Annotated in this window: 18 protein-coding genes and 1 pseudogene; 10 read left to right on the forward strand and 9 right to left on the reverse strand. The window is 65.9% G+C overall.

The annotated features are described in order from the left end of the window. Nucleotides 1-135 precede the first annotated feature (135 nt). The 3 genes from CCA01S_RS12375 to CCA01S_RS12385 are packed head-to-tail and all read left to right on the forward strand — an operon-like array spanning nucleotide 136 to nucleotide 4,459. Nucleotides 136-666, forward strand: coding sequence for a YcnI family copper-binding membrane protein (locus CCA01S_RS12375; protein ID WP_066458977.1), 531 nt, complete (start codon nucleotides 136-138; stop codon nucleotides 664-666). After that, nucleotides 663-2,291, forward strand: a complete 1,629-nt coding sequence (locus CCA01S_RS12380) for a copper resistance CopC/CopD family protein (protein WP_066458980.1) — start codon at nucleotides 663-665, stop codon at nucleotides 2,289-2,291. The genes CCA01S_RS12375 and CCA01S_RS12380 overlap by 4 nt, the downstream gene beginning before the upstream one ends. Next, the gene (locus CCA01S_RS12385) at nucleotides 2,288-4,459 is read left to right on the forward strand and encodes a TonB-dependent receptor family protein (protein ID WP_084386737.1); all 2,172 of its coding nucleotides are present in this window, start codon (nucleotides 2,288-2,290) and stop codon (nucleotides 4,457-4,459) included. The genes CCA01S_RS12380 and CCA01S_RS12385 overlap by 4 nt, the downstream gene beginning before the upstream one ends. Before the next feature lie 81 nt (nucleotides 4,460-4,540). Here CCA01S_RS12385 and CCA01S_RS12390 read toward each other — a convergent pair whose 3' ends face one another. The 9 genes from CCA01S_RS12390 to fdxA all read right to left on the reverse strand — a co-directional run bounded on the left by CCA01S_RS12390 (nucleotide 4,541) and on the right by fdxA (nucleotide 12,746). Further along, nucleotides 4,541-5,524, reverse strand: a complete 984-nt coding sequence (locus CCA01S_RS12390; protein ID WP_066458982.1) for a branched-chain amino acid ABC transporter permease — start codon at nucleotides 5,522-5,524, stop codon at nucleotides 4,541-4,543. Next, nucleotides 5,521-6,408, reverse strand: a complete 888-nt coding sequence (locus tag CCA01S_RS12395; protein WP_066458983.1) for a branched-chain amino acid ABC transporter permease — start codon at nucleotides 6,406-6,408, stop codon at nucleotides 5,521-5,523. The genes CCA01S_RS12390 and CCA01S_RS12395 overlap by 4 nt, the downstream gene beginning before the upstream one ends. A gap of 88 nt (nucleotides 6,409-6,496) precedes the next feature. Next, nucleotides 6,497-7,708, reverse strand: coding sequence for an ABC transporter substrate-binding protein (locus CCA01S_RS12400; protein ID WP_066458984.1), 1,212 nt, complete (start codon nucleotides 7,706-7,708; stop codon nucleotides 6,497-6,499). 47 nt (nucleotides 7,709-7,755) lie between these two features. Further along, the gene (locus CCA01S_RS12405) at nucleotides 7,756-8,469 is read right to left on the reverse strand and encodes an ABC transporter ATP-binding protein (protein ID WP_066458985.1); all 714 of its coding nucleotides are present in this window, start codon (nucleotides 8,467-8,469) and stop codon (nucleotides 7,756-7,758) included. Then, on the reverse strand, nucleotides 8,466-9,248 hold the full coding sequence (locus tag CCA01S_RS12410; RefSeq protein ID WP_066458986.1) for an ABC transporter ATP-binding protein: 783 nt from the start codon (nucleotides 9,246-9,248) through the stop codon (nucleotides 8,466-8,468). The genes CCA01S_RS12405 and CCA01S_RS12410 overlap by 4 nt, the downstream gene beginning before the upstream one ends. 367 nt (nucleotides 9,249-9,615) lie before the next feature. Continuing rightward, complete coding sequence (gene nth, locus CCA01S_RS12415) at nucleotides 9,616-10,257, reverse strand: endonuclease III (protein WP_066458988.1); 642 nt, start codon at nucleotides 10,255-10,257, stop codon at nucleotides 9,616-9,618. Continuing rightward, the gene (locus tag CCA01S_RS12420) at nucleotides 10,254-10,865 is read right to left on the reverse strand and encodes an RnfABCDGE type electron transport complex subunit B (RefSeq protein ID WP_066458990.1); all 612 of its coding nucleotides are present in this window, start codon (nucleotides 10,863-10,865) and stop codon (nucleotides 10,254-10,256) included. The genes nth and CCA01S_RS12420 overlap by 4 nt, the downstream gene beginning before the upstream one ends. A gap of 123 nt (nucleotides 10,866-10,988) precedes the next feature. Beyond that, nucleotides 10,989-12,206 (reverse strand): polyhydroxyalkanoate depolymerase, encoded by a 1,218-nt coding sequence (locus CCA01S_RS12425; RefSeq protein WP_066458992.1) that lies wholly within the window; start codon nucleotides 12,204-12,206, stop codon nucleotides 10,989-10,991. 213 nt (nucleotides 12,207-12,419) lie between these two features. Further along, nucleotides 12,420-12,746: a ferredoxin FdxA gene (gene fdxA / locus CCA01S_RS12430; protein ID WP_066458994.1), complete on the reverse strand. Its 327-nt coding sequence runs from the start codon at nucleotides 12,744-12,746 to the stop codon at nucleotides 12,420-12,422. Between the two features lie 227 nt (nucleotides 12,747-12,973). Here fdxA and CCA01S_RS12435 point away from each other — a divergent pair, with 227 nt between their 5' ends. From CCA01S_RS12435 to CCA01S_RS12465, 7 genes and pseudogenes are all read left to right on the forward strand, one after another. Continuing rightward, nucleotides 12,974-15,172 (forward strand): RelA/SpoT family protein, encoded by a 2,199-nt coding sequence (locus CCA01S_RS12435; RefSeq protein WP_066458996.1) that lies wholly within the window; start codon nucleotides 12,974-12,976, stop codon nucleotides 15,170-15,172. 184 nt (nucleotides 15,173-15,356) lie between these two features. After that, the gene (gene trpB / locus CCA01S_RS12440) at nucleotides 15,357-16,556 is read left to right on the forward strand and encodes a tryptophan synthase subunit beta (protein ID WP_066459000.1); all 1,200 of its coding nucleotides are present in this window, start codon (nucleotides 15,357-15,359) and stop codon (nucleotides 16,554-16,556) included. Between the two features lie 9 nt (nucleotides 16,557-16,565). Beyond that, nucleotides 16,566-17,393 carry a tryptophan synthase subunit alpha gene (gene trpA / locus CCA01S_RS12445; protein ID WP_066459001.1) on the forward strand — a complete coding sequence of 276 codons (828 nt, stop codon included), beginning with the start codon at nucleotides 16,566-16,568 and terminating at the stop codon, nucleotides 17,391-17,393. 2 nt (nucleotides 17,394-17,395) lie between these two features. Continuing rightward, on the forward strand, nucleotides 17,396-18,277 hold the full coding sequence (gene accD, locus CCA01S_RS12450) for an acetyl-CoA carboxylase, carboxyltransferase subunit beta (RefSeq protein ID WP_066459004.1): 882 nt from the start codon (nucleotides 17,396-17,398) through the stop codon (nucleotides 18,275-18,277). A 268-nt stretch (nucleotides 18,278-18,545) separates the two neighbouring features. Further along, nucleotides 18,546-19,432, forward strand: a pseudogene (locus CCA01S_RS12455) (site-specific integrase). Nucleotides 19,433-19,571: 139 nt separating this feature from the next. Next, a complete protein-coding gene (locus CCA01S_RS12460; protein WP_066459005.1) occupies nucleotides 19,572-19,934 on the forward strand; it encodes a type II toxin-antitoxin system RelE/ParE family toxin in 363 nt (120 codons plus the stop codon). After that, a complete protein-coding gene (locus CCA01S_RS12465) occupies nucleotides 19,931-20,254 on the forward strand; it encodes a helix-turn-helix domain-containing protein (RefSeq protein ID WP_439951509.1) in 324 nt (107 codons plus the stop codon). The genes CCA01S_RS12460 and CCA01S_RS12465 overlap by 4 nt, the downstream gene beginning before the upstream one ends. Nucleotides 20,255-20,779 lie beyond the last annotated feature (525 nt).

Here is a 20,779-nt window from a genome sequence, read left to right on the forward strand (position 1 = left end):
CAATCCGTACATTTAAAAGCACACTCGCTGTTTTCTGTGACTGAAACCAGGCTGGTGGAGCGACCGCTTCATCGGCCCTCGTGGCGTGGCCTTCGTCCGCGCACGAATGCGAAATACGAATACAGGTGAGTTTCGATGAAAGCATCTTTTGCCTTGGGCGCGCTGGCTGCCGCCCTGTTGTTCATGCCTGCGGTGCAGGCCCACGTGACGCTGCAAACCCGGCAGGCCCCGGTGGGCAGCTATTACAAGGCCGTGCTGCGCGTGCCGCACGGCTGCCAGGGTTCCGACACGACGGCGTTGCGGGTGCGCATCCCCGAGGGCGTGCTGGGTGTCAAGCCCCAGCTCAAGCCGGGCTGGACGATCAACATCGTCCAGGGGCCCTACGAGCACACACAGGAATTTCACGGCGCGACGCTCGACCACGGGGTGCGCGAACTGGTCTGGAAGGGAGGTCGGCTGCCCGACGCCTACTATGACGAGTTCGCCTTCTTCGTCTTTTTGTCGCCCACGCTGAGCGCGGGGCAGCCGCTGTATTTCCCCGTCGTGCAGACGTGCGAGAAGGGGGTCGAGCGCTGGATCGACACCTCCGGCAAACCCGACGCCGCCGGGCCGGCACCCCACCTTGAACTGACGCGCCCGGCGGCGCCCGCGGGTCATGCGCGATGAGACGGCTGATTCTTTATTTCGTCTGCCTGCTGGCGTGCGCGCCGACTGCCTGGGGACATGCGGCGCTCGTTGCCGCTTCGCCTGCGCCCGCCGCCGTGCTGCAGCGGGCGCCAAGCGCCATTGTGCTGACCTTCAGTGAACCCGTCGGGGTGACCGCCCTGCGGCTGTTCGGGCCCGACGGGCAGCAGCTCGTCACGGGGCCGGTCATGGATCACAACCAGGAGGTCAGGATTTCCCTGCCGGGCGGCCACGCCGCGCCGGGCACCTATCTGCTGAGCTGGCGCGTGACTTCCGCGGACGGTCACCCGGTGGGCGGGACGCTGGATTACTCGGTCGGCCATCCCAGCGCGCTGGGCAGCGTGTCGCAAAGCGCCTCGCCGGGCTCGCTCAAGCTGGCGATCTGGCTGGCACGCTGGCTGGGCTATCTGTGCCTGTTCGCGGCGCTTGGCGCGGCCCTGTTCCGCCTGATCCAGCCGCTGGACAGGCAGGCCTGGGTGCGCCCCGCCATCGCCCTGGGCTTCGTGCTGCTGCCCGTGAACCTGGGCCTGCAGGGGCTGGACATGCGCGGCGCCTCCTGGCCCGCGCTGGCCGAATCCGCCACCTGGGCGCAGGCGCTGTCCAGCACGTATGCCAGCACGCTGGGCCTGCAGGCGCTGGCGCTGTTGGCTGCGTTGGTCGCGCTGGGCACGGCGCGCTCAGCGATCCTGAAGGCCGCCGCCGTGGCGGGCCTGGGCTGCCTGGGGCTGGCCCTGACCGTCAGCGGTCACGCGGGCACCGCGCCGCCGCAATGGCTGTCGCGTCCCGCCGTGGTGCTGCACGTCATGATGGCGGTGGTCTGGGTGGGCATGCTCGTGCCGCTGGCGCGGGCCCTGTCGCGTGGGCGCGTCCGTGCCGCAGCGCCAGCGGGCCGCGTGTCGGCTGCCGCCGAGCCGATGCCGCTGGCGGCCTTTTCGCGCTGGATCGTCCCCGCCGTCGCGCTGCTGGTGCTCAGTGGCCTGACGCTGGCCCGCTTGCAGCTCGATGGCCCCGGCGACCTGTGGCGCACGGCGTATGGCCGGGTGCTGCTTGCCAAGCTCACGCTGGTGGGCTTGCTGCTGTGTCTGGCGGCCTATAACCGCTGGGGGCTGACGCGCGCGGCGCTGGCCGGGGAACCAGCGGCGCGTCGGCGGCTGAGGGCCGCCATCCGCCTGGAGGTGGTGCTGGCGGTGCTGATCCTCTCGGTCGTCGCGCTGTGGCGCTTCACCCCGCCGCCGCGCACGGCGGACATGGCGGACATGGCGGGCATGGCGCGGATGACCGCGCCGCAGCCCGTGGAGCTGGCCGACGAGCGGCTGCGGGCGCGTGTCACGTCGCTGGCCGATGGTTGGCACATCCAGCTGTTCAAGCCCGACGGTGCGCCGTTCGAGGCCCAGGGCGTGACCCTGTCCCTGAGCCATGCGGCGGGCGGCATCGAGCCGCTCAGCCGTGCCGCCAGCCGCCAGGCCGACGGCAGCTGGCTGGCCGCCATCCCACCGCTGTCAGCCCAGGCCTCGTGGCAAATCACGGTGACGGTACTGGTCGATGACTTCGATGAAATCACGCTGCAGACGGCGCCGCCCGTCGTGCAGGAAAGGAATGGATCATGAGCAAGTTTGTGTCTGTATTGCGCTTTGCTCCCTGGGCAGGCCGGGCGTGGTGGTGGCTTGGCTCCGCCGTGGCGCTGGCGCTGGGGGTGGCGGAGCCATCGTCCGCGCAGGCGGTGTCGGTCGGGACGTCGTCAGCCGCGGGCAGCCAGCCGACGCCCGCCCAGCTGGCGCCGATCGAAGTGAGCGCCACCCCTGATGACGCCGATGTCCGGCTCGAACAGCGCCTGACCCCCGGTGCCGTACACGTCGTCGATGGTGATTCTTTGTACCAGCGTCCGGTCAGCAACCTCAGTGGCGCCCTGCGCTACGTACCCGGAGTGATGGCCGAGAGCAATACCGGGGGCGACGATCAGGTGCTGTCCATCCGCGGCTCGAACCTGAGCGCGCTCAGTTACGACAACGGCGGCGTGGCCCTGTTCCAGGATGGCCTGCCGGTGTCGGCGGCGGACGGCAACAACCATAATCGCCTGATCGATCCCCTGGGGGCCAGCGAGTTCATCGTGGCCAACGGCGCCAATGCGCTGACCTATGGCGCCAGCGAGCTGGGTGGCGCCATCGACGCCATTTCGCGCACGGCCAGAAACAGCGATCCGACGCAAATCTACCTGAGCGCGGGCGGCCACGGTCTGTTCAATGGCCAGCTCAGCGTAGGCGGCGTGGCAGACTCGCTGGATGGCCTGCTGACGCTGGAGAACAAGCATTTCGATGGCTATCGGCAGCACAGCGGGCTTGAGCGCACGGGTGTGTCAGGCAACGTCGGCTTGCGCGTGTCCGACCGGCTGCGCCTGCGGCTGTTCGCCTCGCACGTCGATAGCCGCCAGAAGCTGGCCGGTGCGCTGACGCGCTCGGAATTCGAGCAAGACCCGCGTCAGGCCGACCCCTCGGCGGCGCTGGGCGATCACGCCGTGGATGTCAAGACGGATCGGGTGGCGCTCAAGGGTGATTGGGACATCGATGCCCGCAGCCGCCTGGAATTTGGCCTTTCGTACGAGGTGCAGCACCTGTACCACCCCATCGTGGACGTGTTCAATTTCGCCACCACACCCCCCGCGCATTATTTCAGCCTGCTGGTCGATACGCGGCAGCAGACGGTGGGCGGGATGCTGCGCTACCACCTCAGGGCCGGCAATCACGAGCTGCTGGCGGGCCTCAGCCTGGCGCAGACGAGCAACAAGGGCGGCAACTACGCCAATGATGGCGGCCAGCGCGGTACGCGGATGACCGCCATCGACCAGCAGTCCGACAACGCCACGCTGACGCTGATGGATCGCTGGCATATCGCGCCGCGCTGGACGCTGGTCTACGGCGCGCAGGGCGTGGCTACCTCGCGCGATTCGCGCTCCACGACGCTGTCCAGCGGCGACCAGCGGCGCCAGGATGCCACGTATTCTGCCGTGAATCCGCGCCTGGGGCTCATTTACGCGTTGAACCGGGACAGCGAGCTGTTTGCCAACGTCAGCCGGGTGTATCAGGCGCCCAACAATTACGATCTGGACAACGACGTGCGCCAGGACGATGCGGTGTTGCGCGCCATGCATGGGGTGTCCTATGAGATCGGCACGCGCGGCCAGGGGGCGCTGCCGTTTGCCGCGGCTACCGGGCGCTGGAGTCTGTCGCTCTATCATGCGGACATCCGCAATGAGATTCTGTCGGTGGACAACCCCGCCAAACCCGGCAGCATGCTGGCGACCAACTACGGCAAGACCGTGCACGAGGGCATCGAGGCTCTGGGCAGCGCGAGCTTTCCGCTGGCGGGCACGCCGCACCGCATCGAGCCGCTGGTCAGCGCCACCTACCAGCGCTTCCGGTTCAAGGACGACCCAGCGTTCGGCAACAACCGGCTGCCGTCGGCACCCAGCTACATCGTCCACGGCGAGGTGATGTACCGCCACCAGACCACGGGCTTTTATGCCGGGCCCACCTTCGATCTCGTCGGGTCGCGCTACGCCGACATGGCCAATACCTATCGTGTCGGCGCCTACCAGTTGCTGGGGCTGCGCGCGGGCGTCGAGCGTGATCGCTGGGATCTGTATGCCGAACTCAGCAATCTGACCGACAAGAAGTACGTCAGTGCTGTGACCGTGCTGACGCAGGCCGATGCCGACGCCCGGGTGCTGAATCCGGGCGCGCCCCGTTCGATTTTCGTGGGGGGCCGTTTCCGCTATTGAACCCTGGCCGCGTCCGCGGCTGACGCATGAACCGCGATGCGGGTGCCTGTTGGCACCCGCATTTGCATTTGCTTGTGTGGCTTACGAGGTCTTGGCCGCCCTGCGCAGCTGCAGGTGGTGCAGCCATTCGCCGACGATGCCGCGCCGGAAGGTGAGCACGCAGATGACGAAGATGAGGCCGATGACGATCGTGACGGATTCGCCCAGCACGCGGAACCAGGTGATGCCGGTTTCGTCCATGAGGAAGCGGCCGATGTCGCCCACCTTGTTTTCCAGCGCGACCACGATGATGGCGCCCAGCACCGGCCCGGTGAGCGTGCCCATGCCGCCGATGAGGGTCATGAGGATGACCATGCCCGACATCTGCCAGGTGGCGTCCGACAGCGTGGCCGAGACGAACACCACGGCCTTGGTGGCGCCCGCCAGCCCTGACAGCGTGGCCGACAGCACGAAGGCCAGCAGTTTGAAACGATCGACGTGATAGCCCAGGGACACCATGCGGTCTTCGTTCTCGCGGATGGCTTTCAGGGCCTGGCCAAAGGGTGAATGCACCGTGCGCCAGATGAGCGCATAGCCCAGCACGAAGATGGCCAGGACGACGTAGTACAGGTTGATGTCCTGGTTGAGGTCGAGCCCCAGGATGCTGCCGCGCGGGATGCCTTGCAGGCCGTCTTCGCCGCCCGTGAAGTGGGCCTGCAGGAAGTAGAAGAACAGCATCTGCGACAGGGCGAGCGTGATCATGGCGAAGTAGATGCCGCTGCGCCGGATGGACAGGATGCCGAAGATGAGGCCCAGCAGGGCCGCGCAGGCCGTGCCGAAGACCAGGCCGCCGAATGTGGGCCAGCCCCAGACGGCCAGCGCCTGCCCGCAGCTATAGCCCGCCAGCCCCAGAAAGGCGGCGTGGCCGAAGGACAGCAGGCCGGTGTAGCCCAGCAGCAGGTTGAAGGCGCAGGCAAAGAGCGCGTAGCACATGACCTTCATGATGAAGATCGGGTAGGCGCCCGCCGCGGGCAGCGCCGCGATGACGACGATGGCGATCAGGTAGCCGATGAGTTGACGATTCATGATTCTTTCCCGAACAGCCCCGCCGGGCGCAACAACAAGACGATGACCATGATGATGAACACCACGGTGCTGGAGGCTTCGGGCCAGAAGACCTTGGTGAAGCCCTCGATGACCCCCAGGCCCAGGCCCGTGACGATGGAGCCCAGGATGGAGCCCATGCCGCCGATGACCACCACGGCGAACACGACGATGATGAGGTTCGAGCCCATGAGTGGCGATACCTGCAGGATGGGGGCCGCCAGCACGCCGGCAAAGGCCGCCAGGCCCACGCCCAGGCCGAAGGTGAGGGAGATCATGAGCGGCACGTTGACGCCGAAGGCCTCGACCAGCTTGGCGTTTTCGGTGCCCGCGCGCAGCAGCGCCCCGAGGTGCGTCTTTTCGATGAGAAACCAGGTGAGCAGGCAGGCCAGCACCGAGGCCACCACCACCCAGGCGCGGTAGATGGGCAGGTACATGAAGCCCAGGTTGACCCCGCCTTGCAGCAGCGCGGGCGTCGAGTACGGCTGGCCCGAGACGCCGTAGATGCTGCGAAACACCCCTTCGATGATGAGCGCCAGCCCGAACGTGAGCAGCAGCCCGTACAGGGGGTCGAGCTTGTAGAGGTGGCGCAGCAGCAGGCGTTCGAGGAGGATGCCGAACAGGCCCACCACGATGGGCGAGAGCACCAGCATCACCCAGTAGTTGAGCCCCAGGTATTGCAGGCCCAGCCAGGCGACGAAGGCGCCCAGCATGTAGAGCGCCCCGTGGGTGAAGTTGATGATGTTGAGCAGGCCGAAGATGATGGCCAGACCCAGGGAGAGCACGGCGTAGAACGAGCCGTTGACCAGGCCAAGCAGCAGTTGGCCCAGCAGGGCCTGGATGGGAACACCGAAGAGATCTGTCATAGGGCTACAGCACAGGCAAGTGACGGAGACGCTGGATGTGAATCATGCCCCCGCCGACAGGCGGGGGCATGCGTGAAGAACGCCGGTGTCAGCTCTTGAGCAGCGGGCAGGTGGACTGCGATTCGGGCCCGTAGACGGACTCGGCCGGCAACTTGCGGATGATGTTGTAGTAATCCCAGGGGGCTTTGGACTCGTCCGGCTTCTTGACCTGTGCCAGGAACATGTCGTGCATCATCAGGCCGTCTTTGCGGACGTAGCCGTCTTTCACGAACATGTCGTTGATCTTGTGCGATTTCAGGTACTGCATGACGGTGTCGCCATCGTCGGTGCCGGTGGCCTTGACGGCGTTGAGGTAGGCCAGCGCCGCCGAGTAGTCGCCCGCCTGCAGGAAGGACGGCGCCCGGTTGTGTTTGTCGAAGAAGCGCTTGGCCCAGGCGCGGGAATCGTCGGCCTGGTTCCAGTACCAGGCGGTGGTGAGGTACAGGCCCGCCGTGTTGTCGAGCCCCAGCGAGTTGATGTCGTTGATGAACACCAGCAGGCCGGCGAGCTTCATGGTCTTGGTGATGCCGAATTCTTTGGCGGCCTTGACCGAATTGATGAAGTCGCCGCCGGCATTGGCCAGACCCAGCACCTGGGCGCCCGAGCTTTGCGCCTGCAGCAGGAAGGAGGAGAAATCGGTGGTGGACAGCGGCGCGCGCACTTCACCCAGCACCTTGCCGCCCGCGTCCTTCACGACCTTGGCCGTGTCTTGTTCGAGCGAGTGGCCGAAGGCGTAGTCGGCCGTGAGGAAGAACCAGCTCTTGCCGCCTTCCCGCACCACGGCGGAGCCCGTGCCGCGCGCCAGGGCCGTGGTGTTGTAGGCGTAGTGCACGGTGTAGGGCGTGCATTTTTCGTTGGTGAGCTGCGACGAGCCCGGGCCGATGGCGATGAAGGGTTTTTTCTTTTCGGCCGCCACCCCGGCCATGGCCAGGGCCGTGGCCGAATTGGTGCCGCCGATCAGCATGTCCATGTGCTGCGTGTCGAACCAGTCGCGCGCCCGTGCCGAGGCGATGTCGGCCTTGTTCTGGTGGTCGGCCGTGAGCAGTTCGATTTTCTTGCCGTTGATCTCGCCGCCCATGTCGGCGATGGCCATGCGGATGGCATCGGCCCCCGCCGGGCCGTCAACGTCGCCATACACCCCTGACATGTCCGTGATGAAGCCGATGCGGATGACATCGTCGGATATCCCGGCTGCCTGAGCCGACAGGCTGAGGCCCAGGCCTGCAACGGCCAGCGCAGCGGAAAGGGTACGCAATTTCATGGGAAGTCTCCTGAGGAAGCCGGTTGTGCCGGCAGATGAAGTGTGCATCAGACGCCCAACAGGCTGTCGAGCGTGCTTTGCTTTTCTTGCAGCTGGGCCGCAGGGAATTCTTCGACGATCTGGCCGTGTTCCATGACGTAGAAGTGATCGGCCAGCGGCGCGGCGAAGCGGAAGTTCTGTTCGACCATGACGATGGTGTAGCCCTTGGCCTTGAGTGTGGTGATCATGCGCGCCAGCGCCTGCACGATGACGGGGGCGAGGCCTTCGGAGATTTCGTCGAGCAGCAGCAGGTTGGCCCCGGTGCGCAGGATGCGGGCGACGGCCAGCATCTGCTGTTCGCCGCCTGACAGCCGCGTGCCGGGCGAGTGCCTGCGTTCGAGCAGGTTGGGGAACATATCGTAGATTTCGGCCAGCGACATGCCCCCGCCCAGGGCGTTGTTGAGCGTGGGCGGCAGCAGCAGGTTTTCTTCGCAGGACAGCGAGGCGAAGATGCCGCGTTCTTCGGGGCAGTAGCCGATGCCCAGGTGCGCAATGCGGTAAGTGGGCAGGTGGATGGATTCGGTGCCGTGGATGCGCACCGAACCGGTGCGTCGGCTGGTGAGCCCGAGCAGGGCGCGCAGTGTGGTGGTGCGGCCCGCGCCGTTGCGCCCCAGCAGGGTGACGACCTGGCCGGCTTCGACGTGCATGTTGACCCCGTGCAGCACGTGGGATTCGCCGTACCAGGCTTGCAGGTTGGAAATTTCGAGTGCGGCGGCGCTCATGCGTGGGCCCCTTCGAGTTCGCCTTGCGTCGTGCCCATGTAGGCCTCCATGACGGCGGGGTTGCTGGATACGGTGGCGTAGTCGCCTTCGGCCAGGACGGCGCCGCGCGCCAGCACGGTGATGCGGTCGGCGATGGAGGAGACGACTTTCATGTTGTGTTCGACCATGAGGATGGTGCGCCCGGCGCTGACCTGCTTAATGAGCTGGGTGACGCGGTCGACGTCTTCGTGGCCCATGCCCTGGGTGGGTTCGTCGAGCAGCATGAGGCTGGGTTCCATGGCGAGCGTGGTGGCGATTTCGAGCGCCCGCTTGCGCCCGTAGGGCAGGTTGACGGTGAGTTCTTGGGCGAACTCGGCCAGGCCGACTTCGTCGAGCAGCTGCAGGGCCCGGGGGTTGAGGTGGTCGAGGCTTTTGTCGCTGCGCCAGAAGTGGAAGGACGTGCCGGTGTTGCGCTGCAGCGCGATGCGCACGTTGTCGAGCACCGACAGCTGCGGGAACACCGCGGAAATCTGGAAGGAGCGGATGATGCCCTTGCGCGCGATGTCGGCGGGCTGGTCGCCCGTGATTTCCTGGCCGTCGAAGAAGATTTGCCCCTGGCTGGGCGTGAGGAACTTGGTGAGCAGGTTGAAGCAGGTGGTCTTGCCCGCGCCATTGGGCCCGATGAGCGCGTGAATGTGGCCCCGGGTGACTTTCAGATTGACGGCATCGACGGCGGTGAAGCCCAGAAAGGTTTTGGTGAGATCGCGGGTTTCAAGAATGATGGATTGATCCGTGCCCATATTGCCGAGATACCTCTGTCGCAGTGCAGCGCCGTGTGGCGGAATACTTCGAGTATCGGCTGGTTTGGCTGCAGGCTCCATAGGGGTTTTACAGAGTTTTCCCCCGGCTGAGAACGGGGCCCCCACGCTGCGCCTTCGGCTTGCTTCCACCTCGCAGCCTGCATGCTGCTCGGATTCGCCAGGCACGAAATCGTCTGCGGAGACTATTTCGTGTCCTGGCTCATCCCCCCAAGGGGGTGCTTTTTGCCTTGGGGCGGCCCGGCGGTAAAAGAGCCCCCACGCTGCGCCTTCGGCTTGCTTCCCCCCAAGGGGGTGCTTTTTGCCTTGGGGCGGCCCGGCGGCAAAAGAGCCCCCACGCTGCGCCGCGTCAATCGCCGGGCCGGGTCTTGTCCGGGTAGTCGCACAGGTCGTTGATCGGGCATTGTGGGCACTTGGGTTTGCGTGCCACGCAGACGTAGCGTCCGTGCAGGATCAGCCAGTGGTGGGCGTCCAGCAGGTATTCCTTGGGCACGCGCTTGAGCAGGGCCTTTTCGACGGCCAGCACGGTCTTGCCCGGGGCGATGCCCGTGCGGTTGGCCACCCTGAAGATGTGGGTGTCCACCGCCATGGTGGGTTGTCGGAACGCGGTGTTGAGCACCACGTTGGCCGTCTTGCGGCCCACGCCGGGCAAGGCTTCGAGGGCTTCCCGGCGGTCGGGTACTTGGCCGTCGTGGCGTTCCAGCAGCAGCTCGCAGGTGCGGATGATGTTGCGCGCCTTGGTTTTGTACAGGCCGATGGTGCGGATCGCCTGGGTCAGGCCTTCCTCGCCCAGGGCGAGAATGCCTTCGGGGGTGCCGTGATCCGGAAAGAACTGGCGCGTGGCCAGGTTCACCGAGCGGTCGGTGGCCTGCGCCGAGAGGATGACGGCAATCAGCAGCTGGAAAGTGCTGCCGTATTCGAGTTCGGTCTTGGGGTGCGGATTGGCTTCGCGCAGGCGGCGGAAGCATTCTTCGATGGCGGCGCGTTTCATGAGCGGCGTGCGCGCGCCCGGGCCAGGGCCTGAGCGATACGGTCTTGTTTGTCGTGATCCGAGATGAGCGTGGCCAGGGCAGGCTTGTTGGCGAGCGTGCGCGCCGCGGGTCCGATGGCTTCGGCGTGGCGCGCGTTCAGGCGTTCATTGCGCGCCTGGTAGCGGTCGCGCGCCGCGTGGGCGTCGTCGGGCGTCCAGTCGCGCCCGGCGGGCACCATGGTGATGCAATCGACCGGACAGGGGGCCACGCACAGCTCGCAGCCCGTGCAGTCGGCCTCGATGATGGTGTGCATGCACTGGTTGGCCCCCAGGATGGCATCGACGGGACAGGCCTGGATGCAGAGGGTGCAGCCGATGCAGTGCTCTTCGTCGATGAGGGCGACGCGAAAGGGCTGGTGCGTGCCGCAGCTGGGATCCAGTGGCCGGGCCGGGCGCCCCAGCAGCTGCGACAGCGCCGCGATGGTCTGGGGGCCTCCGGGTGGGCAGCGGTTGGTGTCGGCACGCCCCTCGGCCATGGCCTGGGCATAAGGGCGGCAGCCTTCGAAGCCGCATTGCCCGCATTGAGTTTGCGGCAGCAGGGCATCGAGAGCATCGGTCAGAGAGGGCATGGCAAATGAACAAGGCCCGGGTATGCCCGGGCCAAAAGAGCTGAAAACAGTGCTGGGCACCGTGGCCGGGCCGCCGCCTGAATGGCGCGGGCACCTGCCGGTGGACAGGCCGCCCGGCGGAAATCAGGCGTGGGCGCGGATGAACTCGGCGATTTTAGGGCAGATTTGTGCGCGCCAGCGCCGACCCGAGAAAATGCCATAGTGGCCACAGCCCGCCGCAGTGTAGATTTCGCGCTTGGATGGCGACAGGTTGCCACACAACGTGTGCGCCGCGTGGGTCTGGCCTTCGCCGGAGATGTCGTCGAGTTCGCCCTCGATGGTGAGCAGCGCCGTCTTGCGGATGGCGGAGGGGTCGACCCGCTGGCCGTCGATTTCCCAGGTGCCACAGGGCAGGCGGAATTCTTGGAAGACCGTGCGGATGGTGTCGAGGTAGAAGCGCGCCGGCATGTCGAGCACGGCGTTGTATTCGTCGTAGAAGCGGCGGTGCGCTTCGGCGTCGCTTTCGTCGCCCTTGAGCAGGTGCAGGTAGAAGTCGTAGTGCGACTTGACGTGGCGGTCGGGATTCATGGCGACGAAGCCCGCGTGCTGCAGAAAGCCCGGATAGACCAGCCGTCCGGCGCCCGGATAGCGGGCCGGCACGCGATGGATGAGGTTGTCTTCAAACCAGGCGTAGGGCTTGGTGGTGGCCAGCTTGTTGACCTGCGTGGGCGATTTGCGGGCGTCGATGGGCCCGCCCATCATGATCATGCTGCGCGGCTGACAGGGCTCGTCGGCGCTGGCCAGCAGCGACACGGCGGCAAGCACCGGCACCGTGGGCTGACAGACCGACATCACGTGGGTGTCGGGGCCGAGATGGCGCAGGAAGGTCTGCACGTAGTGCACGTAGTCGTCCAGACCGAACGTGCCTTCGGCGGCGGGCACCATGCGGGCGTCGATCCAGTCGGTGACGTAGAGGTCGTGCCGGGGCAGCAGCGCGCGCACGGTGTCGCGCAGCAGGGTGGCGTGGTGGCCGGACAAAGGCGCCACCAACAGGATGACCGGGTCTTTGCGGCGCGTGTCGCGGCGGAAGTGGATGAGGCGACAGAAGGGTTGTGCCAGCACCACGTCTTCGTGGACGGCGACCTCGTGCTTGTCGATGGTGGTGAAAGGCAGGCTCCAGGCCGGCTTTTCGTATTCTTTGCCCATGCGGTTGGCAAGCTCGTACGCGGCGGCAAACTGGCGCGACAACGGCGTATAGGCCAACGGGCTGTAGGGATTGGAGAACAGTTGAGACCCCGTCTGCGTGAAGGCGGTGAAGGGGGCCAGGAGGGTGCGTTGCAGCTCGTGAAGGTCGTACAGCATGGTCTATGCGTTCCGGTAATCTGCTCCGGCGCAGGTCGTACGTCGGAATCGTTCGTGCAGGTCTAAAGTACCGGGAAAGGTTACGGGGCGCTACAGGAAATACCCGTAATCGGGTATTTCCTGCCGTGTTGTGTGGGGTTTAGCAGACGACTTGTAACCCCTGGCCGTGCGGGCCGGGGCAAAAGCGCGCGCAGCCCAGGGCCAGGGGCGGGTTCAGGGGCGTTGCAGGTACTTGAGCTTGTCGGCCACGCCGTTCCAGTCGTCGGCGCCGTCGAGTGGCGACACCGAGCGGTTGATGGGGCCGAAGGTGGGGGCCAGTTCGGCGTTGAGCGGAATGTAGTCAACTTGGTCTTGGGGGACGTCTTCTTCGGCGAAAATTGCGTTGGCCGGGCATTCGGGCACACAGACTGCACAGTCGATGCATTCTTCGGGGTCAATCACCAGAAAATTGGGCCCTTCGCGAAAACAGTCGACCGGACAGACATCGACGCAGTCGGTATATTTGCATTTGATACAGTTTTCGGTGACGACGTGGGTCATGTGGGGCTCCGGACAGACAAAGGCCTGAATAGGCTCTTTTGATATTCTACTGAATTTATCCGGGACAACCCCTAGAGCTTGATATCGGCCAGGGGTGGTTGCTGTCTCTTGCGCCGGGGGCAAGCATGTCGGCCGGGGCGCTGCCCAGGCCGCGCGCGGCGCGCAGGACGGGGAGACTCAAGTAGTATAGAGGGGTTCATTTTTTACTGTTTTCTGTTGCCTTCGTCATGAGTGTTCCTTCGCAAACCGTATCCGCCGACCCGTTTGACGCGGGGTGGTTCCAGGCGGCGTCCCAGGGGCTCGATCCCGACGGGGCGGGCTTGCTGCGGCAGGCGGTCGATTGGGTACGCGAGCCGCTGCGCCAGGCGCAGGCCAGCACGGGCGAACCGCTCGATTCCCACTGTGCGGCGGTCACGCTCATTTTGTGCGAACTGGGCTCGGACGCCCAGACCCGCGCGGCGGCCTTGCTGGCGGTGCAGCCCGTGCCGGCGGGCGAGGTGGCGCGTACCGATCCCCTGCGCAAGGCTTTCGGGCCGGAAATCACCACCCTGGTACAGGGGGTGCGCGCCTTGCTGCGGCTGGGCGAGATGGCCGGGCGCACCGAGGGCGACGCGGGCGGCGATCAGAAAGAAATGCAGCGCAAGATGCTGCTCGCCATGGCCGCCGACCTGCGCATCGTGCTCATGCGCCTGGCCTCGCGCCTGCAATCCCTGCGCTGGTATGCCGCCAGCAAGACGCCGTGCCCGCCCGCGTTCGCCCGCAGCACCATGGCGCTTTACACGCCGCTGGCCAACCGGCTGGGCATCTGGCAGCTCAAATGGGAAATGGAAGACCTGTCGTTCCGCTTCCTGCAGCCCGACACCTACAAGGCCATCGCCCGGCAGCTCGAAGAAAAGCGTGCCGAGCGCGAGGCCTTCATCGACGCGGTCGTGGCGCGGCTGCAGGCCGCGCTGGCCGATGCGCATATCCAGGCCGAGATCAGCGGGCGCCCCAAGCATATCTACAGCATCTACAACAAGATGCGCATCAAGCATCTCGAATTTCACCAGTTGTTCGACCTGCGCGCCCTGCGCGTCATCGTGGCCGACGAACGCACCTGCTATTCGGTGCTGGCCCTGGTGCACGCGCTCTGGACGCCCGTGCCCGAAGAGTTCGACGACTACATCGCCCGCCCCAAGCCCAACGGCTATCGCTCGCTGCACACGGTCGTGGCCGACGCCCAGGGGCGCGCCTTCGAGGTGCAGATCCGCACCCGGGCCATGCACCAGTTCGCCGAATACGGGATGGCCGCGCACTGGCGCTATAAAGAGGCCGGCGCCCGGGGCGGGCAGGTATCGGCGTCGGGCGAATACGACCAGAAAATCGCCTGGATGCGTCAACTGCTGGCCTGGAAGGAAGAAGGCGGCGCGGCGCCGGCCCCCGAAGTGCCGCGCGGCGAAGGCCATATCTACGTGATGACGCCGCAGGCCCGTGTGCTTGAACTGCCCGAGCACGCCACGCCGGTCGATTTTGCCTACCTGTTGCACACCGACCTCGGGCACCGCTGCCGGGGCGCGCGGGTGGACGGGCAGATGGTGCCGCTGTCCACGCCACTGCGCACCGGGCAGACGGTCGAGATCATCGCCGCCAAGTCGGGCGGGCCGTCGCGCGACTGGCTCAACCCGCAGCTCAACTACCTGGCCAGCCCGCGCGCGCGCGCCAAGGTGCGCGCCTGGTTCAATGCCGTCGAACTGCAGCAGCGCATTGCCCAGGGGCAGACGCTCATCGAAAAAGAGCTGCAACGCCTGGGCAAGACGGCCATCAACCAAGAGCACCTGGCCCAGCAGCTGGGCTTTGCGCGCGCCGACGATCTCTACGTGGCCGCCGCCAAAGAAGAGTTCAGCCTGCGCCAGCTGGATCAGGTGTTTCGCGAGCCCGAACCCGTGGCGCCGCAGGAAGACAATGCCCGCGTGTACGCCAGCGACGCGGGCAGCGTGTCGCGCACCGGCAAGAGCGGGGTGCTGGTGGTGGGCGTCGATTCCCTGCTCACGCAGCTGGCGCGCTGCTGCCGCCCGGCACCGCCCGATGCCATCGAGGGTTTCGTCACGCGCGGGCGTGGGGTGTCCATTCACCGTAAAGACTGCGCGTCGTGGGCGGCGCTGGCGCAGCGCCATCCCGAGCGCTGCATCCAGGTGGCCTGGGGCGAAACCGGCCAGGCGCTGTATCCGGTCGATCTCAGCATCCATGCGCAAGACCGGCCCAACCTGCTGCGCGATCTGTCCGAGGTCTTTGCGCGCCTGCGCCTGCGGGTGGTGCGGGTCACCACGCATAGCCGCCGCTCGCTGGCGCACATGGTGTTCACCATCGAGGTGAAAGATGGTGCGCAGATTCGCCAGGCGCTCGACGCCGTCAATGAATTGCCCGGCGTGCAGGCCAGCCGCCAGTAGGCGGCGGGGGCCAGGCGTGGCCCGGCTCGGGTGGTGTGGCTGCGGCTGCTTGGTCGGCTCCACGCCGCCAGCCTGTGTTGTGCGGCCCGGCTGCGCGCGTTTGGCCCGCACTGCTAAAATGCCTGTTTGGCTGACAGGTGCCGGGCGCCTGTGCCCATCACCATCCTTTGAAGCGAGTCTGGATTTGAAACCCTATCATATGCCGGATGCCCAGGGGCATTTTGGCCAGTTTGGTGGTTCGTTCGTTGCCGAAACCCTGGTGCACGCCCTGGATGCGCTGCGTGATGCTTACGCGCATTACCGCGACGACCCCGAGTTTCTCAGCGAGTTCGCCGACGAGCTCGAGCACTTCGTCGGGCGGCCCAGCCCGGTGTACCACGCGCGGCGCTGGTCCGAGCGCCTGGGCGGGGCGCAAATCTGGTTCAAGCGCGAAGACCTCAACCACACGGGCGCGCACAAGGTCAACAACTGCATCGGCCAGGCGCTGCTGGCGCGCCGCATGGGCAAGCCGCGCGTCATCGCTGAAACCGGCGCCGGGCAGCACGGCGTGGCCACGGCCACGGTGGCGGCCCGTTACGGGCTCGAGTGCGTGGTCTACATGGGCAGCGAAGACGTGCGCCGCCAGGCCTCCAACGTGTACCGCATGAAGCTGCTGGGCGCCACGGTGGTGCCGGTCGAATCCGGCTCGCGCACGCTCAAGGATGCGCTCAACGAAGCCATGCGCGACTGGGTCACCAACGTCGAAAACACCTTCTACATCATCGGCACCGTGGCCGGGCCGCACCCGTACCCCACCATGGTGCGCGATTTCCAGACCATCATCGGGCGCGAATGCCTCGAACAGATGCCGCGCGACGCGGGCCGCCAGCCCGATTACGTGGTGGCGGCCGTGGGCGGCGGGTCCAATGCCATCGGCATTTTCCACCCCTACATCGAACACGAATCCGTGCGCCTGATCGGGGTCGAGGCGGCCGGCGAGGGGCTCGACAGCGGTCATCACGCCGCCTCGCTCAACCGGGGCGTGGTGGGGGTGCTGCACGGCAACCGCACCTATCTGCTGCAAGACGCCAACGGCCAGATCACCGAAACCCATTCCATCTCCGCCGGGCTCGACTACCCCGGCGTGGGCCCCGAACACGCCTGGCTGAAAGACACGGGCCGCGCCCAGTACGTGGGCATCACCGACCAGGAAGCCCTGGCCGCCTTCCACGACTGCTGCCGCATCGAGGGCATCATGCCGGCGCTCGAATCCGCGCACGCCATCGCCTACGCCGTCAAGCTGGCGCCCACCCTGTCCCGCGACCAGATCATCCTGGTCAACCTCTCGGGGCGGGGCGACAAAGACATGCACACCGTGGCCGAAGCCGGCGGCATCACGCTTTAGGAGCTTCCCTTGACTGCATCCAATTCCCGCCTGGCGGACTGCTTCGGCGCTTTGGCCGGGCGTACGGCGCTCATCCCCTACATCACGGCGGGCGATCCCCTGGCCGCGCCCACGCCGGTGCTGATGCACGCGCTGGTGGCGGCGGGCGCCGACGTCATCGAACTGGGCGTGCCGTTTTCCGATCCCATGGCCGATGGCCCGGTGATCCAGCAGGCGGGCGAGCGGGCCATCGCGGCAGGCACCAGCCTGGCGCGCGTGCTCGACATCGTGGCCGACTTCCGCCGCGAAAACGCCACGACGCCAGTCGTCCTGATGGGCTACGCCAACCCCATCGAGTGCATGGGGCGCGCTGCCTTCGTGCAGCGCGCGGCCCAGGCCGGGGTCGATGGCGTGCTGGTGGTCGATTACACCCCCGAAGAATCGGCCGATTTCGCCGCCAGCCTGGCGGCTGCCCGCATCGACGCCATCTACCTGCTGGCGCCTACCTCCACTGAAAGCCGCATGGCCGAAGTCGCCCGGCTGGCGCGCGGTTATGTGTACTACGTGTCGCTCAAGGGGGTGACGGGCGCGGGCAACCTCGATACCGATGACGTGGCGCAGCACCTGGCCGCCATCCGGCGGCACGTCACCATCCCCGTGGGGGTCGGCTTCGGCATCCGCGATGCCGCCAGCGCCGCCCGGCTGGCCGCCCACGCCGATGCGGTCGTCATCGGCAGCAAACTCATTCAAATTATCGAGAATGCCTCGCAGGCTCACGGGCCGCAGGCGGCAGTGCGCGCCGCCGCCGACTGGCTGGCCGACGTGCGCCAGGCGCTCGATCACGTTCAGAAAGGCTAAGCATGAGCTGGTTCGAAAAAATTCTGCCTCCGCGCATCAACCGCAACAGCGATGCGGCGTCCAAGCGCGTGCCCGAGGGCCTGTGGGTCAAATGTCCGTCCTGCGAGTCCGTCCTCTATAAAGAAGACCTGCTCGCCACGCTCAATGTCTGCCCCAAGTGCAGCCACCACATGCGCATCGGCGCGCGGGCGCGCATCGATTCCCTGCTCGATCCCGAAGGCCGCAGCGAAATCGGCGCGCAGACGCGCCCCATGGATCCCCTCAAGTTCAAGGATTCGCGCCGCTATCCCGAGCGCGTCTCCGAAGCCACCAAGCAGACGGGCGAATCCGAAGCCATGGTGGTGATGAGCGGCACGGTGCTGTCCGTGCCCACCGTGCTGGCCTGCTTCGAGTTCGCCTTCATGGGCGGTTCGATGGGCTCGGTGGTGGGCGAGCGTTTCGCGCGCGGCGTGCAAGAGGCCATCGACCGGCACATGCCCTTCGTGTGCGTGTCCGCTTCGGGTGGGGCGCGCATGCAAGAGTCGCTCTTTTCGCTCATGCAAATGGCCAAGACCACGGCCATGCTGCACCAGCTGTCCGAGGCGGGGCTGCCCTTCATCAGCATCCTCACCGACCCCACCATGGGTGGGGTGTCGGCGTCGTTTGCCTTCATGGGCGACGTCGTTCTGGCCGAGCCCAATGCCCTGATCGGCTTTGCCGGGCCGCGCGTCATCGAGCAGACGGTGCGCGAGAAACTGCCCGAAGGTTTCCAGCGCGCCGAATTCCTGGTCGCCAAGGGCGCCATCGACCGCGTGGTCGACCGGCGCGAGCTGCAGGCCGAGCTGGCCCACCTGCTGGCGCTGCTGACGCGCCAGCCCATCGAGGTGGTGACGAAAGCCGCCTGACTTTCTCCAGGGTGACGCGGCCGCGCCCAGCGCGGCCCGATCCGGAGACGACACCGGCCTGGCGCTTCAGACGCGCCAGGCCGGTGTTTTTTGTTTCACGATGACTCCAGTACCGCAATTCGCTGGACTACGCCAAGGCTCGATACAGCAGGCTTATCAATCATTTAGACGAGTTCAAAATATGCCGGTGCTTTCCGAAACTTGACCCGGCTTCCCCTCGTGTGGCTCCCATGCGGCTCTTGGAAACCGGGCTTTCCGCGGAGTCGTCATGGCGAAGATCAAGCTCACCAAGTCCGCAGTCGATGCGGCGCAACCTCAAGACAAGGCCATCGAACTGCGGAATACCGTGGTGCCTGGCTTTCTGTGCAAGATCACCCCGGCAGGCCGCAAGGTGTTCATGCTCCAGTACCGCACGAACGCCGGCGAGCGCCGCAAGCCCGCCTTGGGCCAGTACGGGGAACTGACGGTCGATCAGGCAACCTGGCCGAAGTGTGGGGGCTACGCCCGGACGGCACAAATCCGTGCCGTCATGTCCCGATGTATCCACCCGGCAAGGAAACCCGGCTCATCGTGGACGATGAACTGGTGCGGATCTTCCGCCACCTGGAGCAGCTGGAAGCCGAGGGGTTGGAGAACTACGTCATTCCGCTGGCGATCCGCCTGCAATTCGAGTTTGCCGCCCGGCGCTCCGAAATCTGCCCGCTCGAATGGGATTGGATTGATATGGAAAACCGCCGCGTCGTCTGGCCCGACAGCAAGACTGGCGGTATCTCCAAGCCCATGAGCGAGGAAGCCTATCGGCTGCTGTCCACCGCACCGCGCCGGGAAGGCTGCCCCTACGTCCTGCCGTCGTCCAACGCCCCGACCCGGCACATGACCCACGGCGAACACTACGGCGGCTGGACGCGCGTGCTCAAGGCCGCTGGTGTGCCGCATGTCGGCACACATGGCATCCGGCACCGGGCGACGACCGACATTGCCAACTCGGGCGTGCCGACCAAGGTGGGCATAAAGCTCACAGGCCACAAGACCGTGGCGATGTTTATGCACTATGTTCATACCGAGGACAAGCCAGTGCGCGATGCGGCCGAACTGGTGGCGAATCGGCGACTGGCGATTACGGGTGCGCACCGCACGGAGGAAATGGCGATATGAACTGCCTGCGACCTTCCATGTCTTGCCCCGCTGCGCCGTTGGCGCGGCGGCATCCTGATGCTGATCCTGCCGACCCAATTGTCACAACGCTGTCGCGATAATTCAGGCGCTTGCCATCTATATCTGAACGGATATAATCATGACAGAGAAACGTAAGCTCCTGTACTGGGAAGGCTCATCGAAGAAGGACTTCAAGGAGTTTCCCGTCCCCGTGCAGAAGGACATGGGCGTGTCATTGTTCGTCGTCCAGTTGGGTGGCACGCCGGACTCGGCCAAGCCCTGGAAGGGACTCGGTTCCGGGGTGTACGAACTGGTGGAAGACCATCGAGGCGACACCTTCCGCGCGGTTTACACAGTGAAGATCGGGGACGCGGTGCATGTGCTGCATGCGTTCCAGAAGAAGTCCAAGTCCGGTATCGCTACGCCGCAGCCGGATGTGGAGTTGATCGAGAAGCGGTTGAAGGCGGTGCTCGCCCGCTACGCAGCGAACAGGAGAACATGATGAGTCGCAAAGATACCCCTCAAGGCACCGACAACGTGCTGCTGGATCTCGGTTTCGACGATGCGGAAGAATTGTCGGCCAAGGCCGCGCTCGCGCTCAAACTCAACGAGCTAATTGACCAGCGCGGCCTGAGCCAGACCGAAGCCGCCCATATCACCGGCATGACCCAGCCCAAGGTGTCCCAGGTTCGCCGCTACAAACTCCAGAACATTTCGCTGGAGCGCTTGATGCAGGCGCTGGTGTCGCTGGATCAGCATGTGGAAATCGTGGTGCAGCCTGCGTGGCACGAGTACGCGCCGGGCATCACTGTCGCCGCCTGACTTCCATGAAAAGCCCGGCCCGCACCCTGGACTACAGCCTCAAGCGCTGGGTGGCACTGAATCGCCCCGGGAATCGCGGAGGCTGTTTGGTCAAAGTAAAACAGGCTCTGCAGCCTGGGCTACCCAGAGGCTATTAGGGCGATCAGCGGTATCTGTCCGGTGAACGCACCTTGAGCCCATCCGGCATCCGATAGAGCATACGTGTCCGCTAAAACATCGTGGACACGTATGCACCGAGAACCCGTCAGCACGCCGCGTCGTCGGCGTCGCACCTATACCGCACAGTTCAAGAGTGGCCAGGGCCTGACCCTCACGCTGGACTGGCCGATGACGCAACTCCAGGCGCTGGCTCAGTGGACACGCCTGGTGCCGACATGCAAAAGGGCCCCGTCCACAAGACGGGGCCCTTTTGGGGCGGCGCCCCCGTGCGCCGGGGCGCGGCGGGGGCAGTACGCGGTGCCTAGTGTGCTGTTCGGTTAATACTCGTACTTGAATTTGGCGTCTGCACAGCCCACCCTGCGTTGC

The organism is Castellaniella caeni NBRC 101664 (genome assembly GCF_001592225.1).
Classification (GTDB): Bacteria; Pseudomonadota; Gammaproteobacteria; order Burkholderiales; family Burkholderiaceae_B; genus Castellaniella; species Castellaniella caeni.

What these genes read in the sequence shown, in the direction of transcription:
- CCA01S_RS12375 (WP_066458977.1), top strand. Translation starts at nt 136, where the DNA reads ATGAAAGCATCTTTTGCCTTGGGCGCGCTGGCTGCCGCCCTGTTGTTC.
- CCA01S_RS12380 (WP_066458980.1), top strand. Translation starts at nt 663, where the DNA reads ATGAGACGGCTGATTCTTTATTTCGTCTGCCTGCTGGCGTGCGCGCCG.
- CCA01S_RS12385 (WP_084386737.1), top strand. Translation starts at nt 2,288, where the DNA reads ATGAGCAAGTTTGTGTCTGTATTGCGCTTTGCTCCCTGGGCAGGCCGG.
- CCA01S_RS12390 (WP_066458982.1), bottom strand. Translation starts at nt 5,524, where the DNA reads ATGAATCGTCAACTCATCGGCTACCTGATCGCCATCGTCGTCATCGCG.
- CCA01S_RS12395 (WP_066458983.1), bottom strand. Translation starts at nt 6,408, where the DNA reads ATGACAGATCTCTTCGGTGTTCCCATCCAGGCCCTGCTGGGCCAACTG.
- CCA01S_RS12400 (WP_066458984.1), bottom strand. Translation starts at nt 7,708, where the DNA reads ATGAAATTGCGTACCCTTTCCGCTGCGCTGGCCGTTGCAGGCCTGGGC.
- CCA01S_RS12405 (WP_066458985.1), bottom strand. Translation starts at nt 8,469, where the DNA reads ATGAGCGCCGCCGCACTCGAAATTTCCAACCTGCAAGCCTGGTACGGC.
- CCA01S_RS12410 (WP_066458986.1), bottom strand. Translation starts at nt 9,248, where the DNA reads ATGGGCACGGATCAATCCATCATTCTTGAAACCCGCGATCTCACCAAA.
- nth (WP_066458988.1), bottom strand. Translation starts at nt 10,257, where the DNA reads ATGAAACGCGCCGCCATCGAAGAATGCTTCCGCCGCCTGCGCGAAGCC.
- CCA01S_RS12420 (WP_066458990.1), bottom strand. Translation starts at nt 10,865, where the DNA reads ATGCCCTCTCTGACCGATGCTCTCGATGCCCTGCTGCCGCAAACTCAA.
- CCA01S_RS12425 (WP_066458992.1), bottom strand. Translation starts at nt 12,206, where the DNA reads ATGCTGTACGACCTTCACGAGCTGCAACGCACCCTCCTGGCCCCCTTC.
- fdxA (WP_066458994.1), bottom strand. Translation starts at nt 12,746, where the DNA reads ATGACCCACGTCGTCACCGAAAACTGTATCAAATGCAAATATACCGAC.
- CCA01S_RS12435 (WP_066458996.1), top strand. Translation starts at nt 12,974, where the DNA reads ATGAGTGTTCCTTCGCAAACCGTATCCGCCGACCCGTTTGACGCGGGG.
- accD (WP_066459004.1), top strand. Translation starts at nt 17,396, where the DNA reads ATGAGCTGGTTCGAAAAAATTCTGCCTCCGCGCATCAACCGCAACAGC.
- CCA01S_RS12460 (WP_066459005.1), top strand. Translation starts at nt 19,572, where the DNA reads ATGACAGAGAAACGTAAGCTCCTGTACTGGGAAGGCTCATCGAAGAAG.
- CCA01S_RS12465 (WP_439951509.1), top strand. Translation starts at nt 19,931, where the DNA reads ATGATGAGTCGCAAAGATACCCCTCAAGGCACCGACAACGTGCTGCTG.